The 7,082-nt window shown below is 63.1% G+C and carries 4 protein-coding genes; all 4 read right to left on the bottom strand.

The window, feature by feature from the left end:
* Nucleotides 1-27 precede the first annotated feature (27 nt).
* The gene (gene rimP / locus ACREC7_RS14825) at nucleotides 28-861 is read right to left on the bottom strand and encodes a ribosome maturation factor RimP (RefSeq protein ID WP_431556463.1); all 834 of its coding nucleotides are present in this window, start codon (nucleotides 859-861) and stop codon (nucleotides 28-30) included.
* Nucleotides 862-1,161: 300 nt separating this feature from the next.
* Nucleotides 1,162-2,694: an FAD-dependent oxidoreductase gene (locus ACREC7_RS14830; protein WP_431556464.1), complete on the bottom strand. Its 1,533-nt coding sequence runs from the start codon at nucleotides 2,692-2,694 to the stop codon at nucleotides 1,162-1,164.
* A gap of 193 nt (nucleotides 2,695-2,887) precedes the next feature.
* Nucleotides 2,888-3,889, bottom strand: coding sequence for an adenosine kinase (locus ACREC7_RS14835; protein ID WP_431556465.1), 1,002 nt, complete (start codon nucleotides 3,887-3,889; stop codon nucleotides 2,888-2,890).
* A gap of 9 nt (nucleotides 3,890-3,898) precedes the next feature.
* Nucleotides 3,899-7,082: GH36-type glycosyl hydrolase domain-containing protein (locus ACREC7_RS14840; RefSeq protein ID WP_431556466.1), on the bottom strand; the 3,184-nt coding region annotated here is incomplete at its 5' end.

Consider the following 7,082-nt stretch of genomic DNA (forward strand, 5'->3'; position numbering starts at 1 on the left):
GCATCGGCGATCTGCAAGAGTTCGAGCCTATTGGCGCTGACTGCCATCTTTGTCTCCTGTTTTTGGCGAACCCGCGCCGGACTGGCGTGGCGCCGTCACTTTGGCGTGCTTGAAACTTGACCGCACGCCAGCGGGCAGAACGGGCTTGGCCTTGAGCGCGCCTCGCGCGAAGCGGCCAGGTCCGCGCCTCGGCCCGGCGCCCGCGCACGGCGCCGCTTTTGCGGCCTCATCGTCCATGTTGGCATCTTGGCCCCGCAAGGCCTTCGCGGCCCGCAGCGACTGGCGGATCAGCGCCTCGCTCAAAATCAGCCTTGCCTCGGCAACGTCGCGAAGCAAAAGCACGGCTTTGATGGCTTCGCCTGGCTTTGCATCGCTGCGATCGAGCGTCAGTGCGGCACTCCGGCCTTCGCCTTCGACCTCGCCAACAAAGCCGCGGAAGCGCTTGCGCCCGGCAACAGAGGTGGTCATCTCGATACGTGTTTCCCGGCCCAACGCGCGACGGAAATCCGAGACGCGGACGAGCAGACGATCGATCCCCGGCGAGGAAATTTCGAGGCGATAGGCCGCTTTTACCAGATCCTCGACATCGAGGATGGGCGAGAGAGCCGCGCTCACGATTTCGCAATCATTGAGGTTCATCGACCCGTCGGGACGTTCCGCCATGATCTGCACTGTCATTCCCGCTTGCGCCGAAAGCTTGACCCGGACCAGCCGGTATCCGAGACCGGTCAAAACCGGTTGCGCAACATGCGCCACACGCGCGGCAACCCCGGTTTCCTCGATCAAGCGCGGTTCATCGAGGACGCCTTGCGCCTCCCGCTCCATGCCATTGCTGCCGCGACCCAAACTTTCCCGGTCCATCGCCGGTTCGCTCCGGCATCAAAATATCGAAGAACCACGCTCACCTCGAAGGCGCCCAAAAGGCAACAAAAAAGAGCGGGTCCCGAGGGGCCCACTCTCAATAGAGCGATCGTTTCGATTAAACAACCGTCATGAGACGCATCAACGAAAATCTATATAAGGCAATGGGCTTGCGAGCGCAAGCTCCGGGCGCCGCAAATGGGGAAAAAACCATCGCCCGCGAGGCGCCCCTGGGCGGAAGCATGGGGCAAGACCGGCGGCCAACGATCTTCAGTAAACACAGTCCCGCACCGCTCATTTCTATGCGGAAGCGATGGCGCGTTCGAACGCGACCTCGGCTTCAAGGCTGGCATGATCTCGGCCGATTGTCACGACCGCCAATTTCTTGCCGCCGCGGCGATAGCTTATCGCACAGTCGCGCGCCTCGAGACTGCCCTCGATTTCCGCCTTGTCCCATCGCTCGGCATGCCCCACGTAGGCAATCGCAACATCAAATTGTTCGGTCCAAAAGAAGGGGATGGCGTCGAACCGTTCACGTGCCCCGAGGATATTGCGCGCCGCCGTCTGGCCTTGCCTCTCGGCGACGACAAAATGTTCGACTCGAATCGATTCGCCGGTGAGCCGGTCCGGCCAGCGCGCGATGTCGCCGGCCGCGAAAATACCGGGGACACTCGTCGCAAGATATTCGTTCACCGCGACGCCGCGGTCGAGGGAAATTCCCGCTTGTTCTGCCAATGCTATTGAAGGACGCACGCCAACGCCGGCGACAACGAGATCGGCGTCAAGCGTTTCGCCGTTCCTCAATGTGACGCTTTGCGCGGATATCGACGCGGCCGTCGTGCCGAGATGGAACTTTACGCCATGCTTCTCGTGAAGCTGGCGAATGAAATTTCCGGCATCCGCTCCAAGAATCCGCTCCATCGGGATCGTCTCGGGCGCCACGACATCGACCTCGATAGTTCGGGCGCGAAGCGAGGCCGCCACTTCGAGACCAATAAAGCTCGCGCCGAGGACAACCGCCCGCCGCGAAGCTTGACCTTTGGCGATGATAGCGCGGCTGTCGGCCAGCGTCCGCAGATAATGCACATGCGCAAGGTCGCCGCCAGGGAGATTTAGGCGCACCGGTTCGGCGCCGGTGGCGAGGAGAAGCGCGTCATACATCAATTCGCTGCCATCGGCGAGCCGCAGCTTGCTGCCTGAAGGATCGAGGGCGACGACGCTCGTGGCGAGCTTCAGGTCGATGTCATGCTCTTTGTAGAATTCCGGCGGCCGCAGCGGGATCCAGTCTTCTTCCGCCGAGCCCGCGAGAAAACCCTTGGATAGGTTTGGACGATCGTAGGGACCAGAGTCATCGGCGCTCAACATGGTTATGCCGCCACGATAGCCTTCATTGCGGAGCGTTTCGGCGGCGGCGTTGGCAGCCGCGCCGCCCCCCACTATGACGACGGATCGAGGCAAAGCGGGCAAAGTCAGCGCACGTGGCGCCGCTATTTCGAGTTTTTCTTGAACATACACGGACCGGTTCCGCCGTTCGACGCGGAAGCAGGACACCGGGTTGAGCGCGGGCGCACGAAGGGCCTCGCCAGTGCGCAGGCTGAAACACGCATGATGCCAGGGGCAGCGAACCGTCTCGCCAACCACTAACCCCTCCGCGAGCGGCCCGCCATAATGGGTGCATACGGCGCCGACGGCAAAAACGTCTTCGCCGCGCCGGACGAGCAGGACAGCCTCGCCGCCGGCATGGCCGGCCAGCATGCGGCCGTCCGGAAGATCGCCGAACGCTACTCCCTGCCGCAAGTCCGGCCCGGTTGGTGTGGCGGAATCCGAAGTCATGCCTGGCCTCCCCTTCCCTGCTGCCGCTGCCGCAATTGGACGTCTCTTTTCGCCGCGCGATTTCCATCGCGCCAAGGTGGCTTATAGCGGAGACAAGAGGGCTTGACCATGCGTAAGCATGGCGGGGAGCTTTGCAAGCTTGGCCAACGAGGGCGAGACCCGGCCTCGCCAGGAAAAACGCCCGGAGATCCGGCTAGATCGCAATCCCGTTCTGCGCGGCGAGCTGGCCGAGGTCTTTGAGCGGCCGCGCGCCAATGTGCTGGATGATCTCGGCCGCCGCAAGGGCGCCCAGCCGCGCGCAGGTTTCGAGGTCCTTGCTCTTGCTGAGTCCGGCGAGAAATCCAGCGGCGAAGAGATCGCCTGCGCCCGTCGTGTCGACAACCCGCTCGGCCGGGAACGCGGGCACGGCGAGAACCTCGTTACGCGTAACGACGAGCGATCCCTGCTCGGAGCGGGTGACGACACCGAGGATATTTTCGCTGCGCAGCTGGGCGGCGGCGGTGTCGAAATCGCCGGTTTGATAAAGCGAATGCAGCTCGCTCTCGTTGGCGAAAACGATTTGAACCGAGCCAGAGCGAATGAGCCCAAGAAACTCTTCGCGGTAACGATCGACGCAAAAAGAATCGGACAGAGTTAGAGCAACTCGCCGCCCGGCTCCCCGCGCGATTTTTGCCGCCTTGACGAAAGCGGCTTTCGCGGCCGGAGGGTCCCAAAGGTAGCCTTCAAGATAAACGATTGCCGACTGCTTGACGAGGTCTTCGTCGACGTCCGCCTCGGTCAGGTTTTGGGCGGAGCCCAAAAAAGTGTTCATGGTGCGCTGGCCATCCGGCGTCACGAGCACGAGGCAGCGCCCGCTGGCAGGGCCTTCCTTCGCGAAATGTATCGAAAAACCGACGTTGGCCGCACGGATATCGTGGGCGAAAGCGGTACCTGTTTCGTCGTCCTTTAGCTTGCCAATGAAGGCCGCGCGGCAACCAAGACTTGCCGCGCCGATGATCGTGTTGGCCGCGGACCCTCCCGACACGAAGGTTGCCGGACCCATGGCCTTGTAGAGGGCCTCGGCGCGCGCCTCGTCGATCAACGCCATCGCGCCCTTGCGCAGTCCCTGGGCGGCAAGGAAATCATCGTCGGTCAGGCTGATGACATCGACGATGGCGTTGCCAATTCCTAGCAGGTCGAACCGGCAAGATGGCATGAATATCCCCTAGTGGGAGGTGTCCAATTCCGCTGTCACGGTATTGAGGGCCGCCGGCAATAACGGTCGCACGGCACGTTTGCCCCAGCGGCGGCGAAGTCCCAGGACATCACAGACTAAAATGCCGGTATAGAGGCCTGGGCCGCTGGAATAGACTCGCCAGCCGCCCTCGACGCCGACTTGACCGGCTTTGACTCGCTGCCACTCGGCGCTCGCGGCATAGCGGTCGGGGAACGCCGCGTCGCTGCTACTGAAATAGGCGTTACGCTGCCGGGGCAGGGCCTGCGCGAGGCGGTCCGCCACGGCGATCGGGTTTGCAAGCTGGAGCGCTTCCCAGAGCGCTTCGGCTTCGCCAAGGACCGCCATCGCCTCGGCGTAGCGAAGATGCGCATGAACATACATAAGGCCGATTTCGCGTCCGAAGAAAGAAGACGATTCGGCGCGCTGGAACATGATTTGCGGGCCGCCGCGATAGGCGACCGGCCGGTCGATCAGCCGGGCGCCGTCGGGGAACAGCAGATGTTCGCGGATGAGCTGCACATGGTGCGCCGCCTGTTCTGGCGTAAACAGTCCCCCAATGATGCTCTGGGTCATCGGCAACAGCGAATATTTGAGGCCAGTGCGCGTGTCGCTCGGGTGAAGCAGCAGCTCCGGCGGTCCGCCATTCGGCTCGAACAGGCCATAGCCCGCGACCGTGCCGTCGTGCAGGAGCCAGCGGTTGAAGTCGAGGCGCATCTCGCTTGCAAGTTGGCCAAGTTGGCAGGGTGCCTCGGCCTCGCCAGCTCGACCGGCCCGGCGCAGCACATCAGCATAGCGGTTAAGCTGTTGAAACAGAAGCGCGACCGTCCAGCTGCTGACCATCCAGTCATGCATCTTGGGGTCGACGGGCTGGAGCGAATCGTTCCAGTCGCCGTGGCCATACCGGATGAGATGCGTGCTGGGGATGAAGCGCTCGCGCACGGTCGCAAGCAATTTTTCGACATGGACGGCGACGCTATCCTTATGCGGCGTCAGCTCGAAAGTGTCCTGGCGCCGCCATGCCACCTTCTCGTCGAGGAAGCCTAAGTCGTTCGTCGCCTCGATATAGTCGTTGAGCGCCTTGAGCGGCCAGACGATCACGTCCCCGTGGCTTACCTTGTCCTGGATAATCGAATAGGGCTCAAGCATGAACCATTGCGGCCAGTCGCCCTGCGCCTCGTATTGTTGCGCGAAGACGATGCGCAAAATCTCCTTGACCGGTTCGTCGTGTTCCAGCGCCAGGAGGAACTCGACCGGCCCCTGGCAAACGTCGCGCGTTCCCCAGGCAGCGCTTGTGTATTGCTCAAGTCCGTGCGGCACGGTCAGATGAATCATCGCGTTATGCGCGAGCCACGGGAACAGCGTGTCGAGAGCGGCGCCCCCCCCACCCTTGACGCGGAGGTTGCGGGTGATGCGTCCCCAGAAGCGCCGCGCGGGCAGAAGCAGGCTCGCGTCTTCGACGCCATGCTGATATTTGGCGGCAAGCCGTTCTGCCGCTTCGGGATCGGTCATCGAACCGACTACCGCGAAACAGAGTTCGTGCACCGGCCGCGTGCGGAGGGCGAGATAGGCTCCGCCGCGATGCTGTCCATCTTCGTAGAGCAACTCGTCGCCGCCAATCGCTTCAACCGCGCCGGGCGTGCTGACGACAAGATGGTAAACCGCGTTGGGGTAGTGCTGGCCCCAAAGCCAGTTTGTGTCCGGCCGGAATGAGAAGCGTTTGGAGTTGGGCTCAACCTCGATCCAACTCTGGGTCTCGAGCTCGCGCTCGCCCAACACCAAGTGTCCGAAGACGAGGAATTTGCAAGGTTCACCGTCGACCGCGATGCGCCATTGCATCGCCGGATCCTCGCCCGAGGCGATGGCGCGGACGGTGATCGTGCGCGCGCCGAAACGATAGATCCAGCGGCAGCCGGAGAGGCCGATCTCGAACGCCGACGGAACGGTGAGCAGCCGCCAGCCGTCGCCGGCGTCGAACAGCATGCGCAAACCGCTGGCGCGCGTAATGTTGTAAGGATCGCGCGAGACGGAAAACAGTTTGTGAAACGATGTGTTGCCAATCGTCAACTGGGCGGCGAACACGCCGTGCATCCAGCAGGTGGCGCAAAGAGTTGCATCATCGGTGAGCATCGATTGGCCCGACCGCAGCAGGGTGCCGTGGCGGCGCGTGACGAGCCGCTCCTTGTCCCTGAGCACGACATGGCGGTTGTGCGGCGGATCGGGTGTGAAGAAGGAGAGGAGCTCTCCGTTCAGCCGCTCTTCGTGTTGTCGCTCCGGGTAGCGCCGGGCGAGGTCGTCTGAATCGATTGGGTCGGCCACGGCGGGCGGAGCATTCTGCACCAGAGTCCGGACCGGCGCCGCCAGAACGATGTCGGCCGGGCTTTGATCACACCATGCGACCGCATCGATCCGTGCGAGGTCGCCGTCGCTCGAGGCTGCCGCGTGATCGGAATCGTAGAGGCCGAAGAAACGCCAAGCCGCGCGCGCGCCGGGGGGGAGCAAGAGGGGAGCGGATTGGATTGCGGCACACGCAAGCTCGTGCTGGAGGCGCTTACTTGGCAGGTTCGCGCCGAATGCGAAGTCGAACCCATCGCGATCGCGAAAGGCCGGGCCGAACAGCTGCATCCCGTCGGTCGCAAAGCCGCAGGCGCCATCGAGGCATCCATGGACAACCCACGGATTCCGCCCGCCCTGCGACAAGTTCTGGCGGCTCATGACGACCGGCCCGTAACGCGGGTGGCGGGCGATATGATGGTCGGTGTATTGCGAGGCGTAGGCCTCGTTGTTCATCAGAAAGCCACGGTCTCCGAGGCCAATGTCCTGAATGAGAATCGCATCGATGGTCCGGGCAGCTTCGCCAATATTCGTCGCTTCAAGGCGCCAAAGCCAAGCGGCGTCCCGCGGATGCAGCGAGAGCGTTACGCGGTGGCGGAGGCCGCTCGCCTCGCCTTCCCAAATAAAACTGTCGGCGGCAGCGCCGAACCGGCCTTTGGCGCCAGGGCCGGTGACCTCGACGGTGATGGGCGCCGCGCCGCCAATGCGCAGATACAGCCGGGCGATGCCCCCATCGATGGGAGAGCCGAGCAGTTGGTTGATCAGCGTCGTCCCGTCTTCGCGCCGGTGTTCGATCGCGAAGATGCAACCGTTCGGGAGAACGCTAATATACAAGCCTGCG

The organism is Methyloceanibacter sp., assembly GCF_050728395.1.
In the GTDB taxonomy this organism is placed as follows: Bacteria; Pseudomonadota; Alphaproteobacteria; order Rhizobiales; family Methyloligellaceae; genus Methyloceanibacter.

Bases quoted from the DNA above. Each gene is read 5' to 3' on its own strand.
- ACREC7_RS14830 (WP_431556464.1), bottom strand. From the start codon at position 2,694: ATGACTTCGGATTCCGCCACACCAACCGGGCCGGACTTGCGGCAGGGA.
- ACREC7_RS14835 (WP_431556465.1), bottom strand. From the start codon at position 3,889: ATGCCATCTTGCCGGTTCGACCTGCTAGGAATTGGCAACGCCATCGTC.
- rimP (WP_431556463.1), bottom strand. From the start codon at position 861: ATGGACCGGGAAAGTTTGGGTCGCGGCAGCAATGGCATGGAGCGGGAG.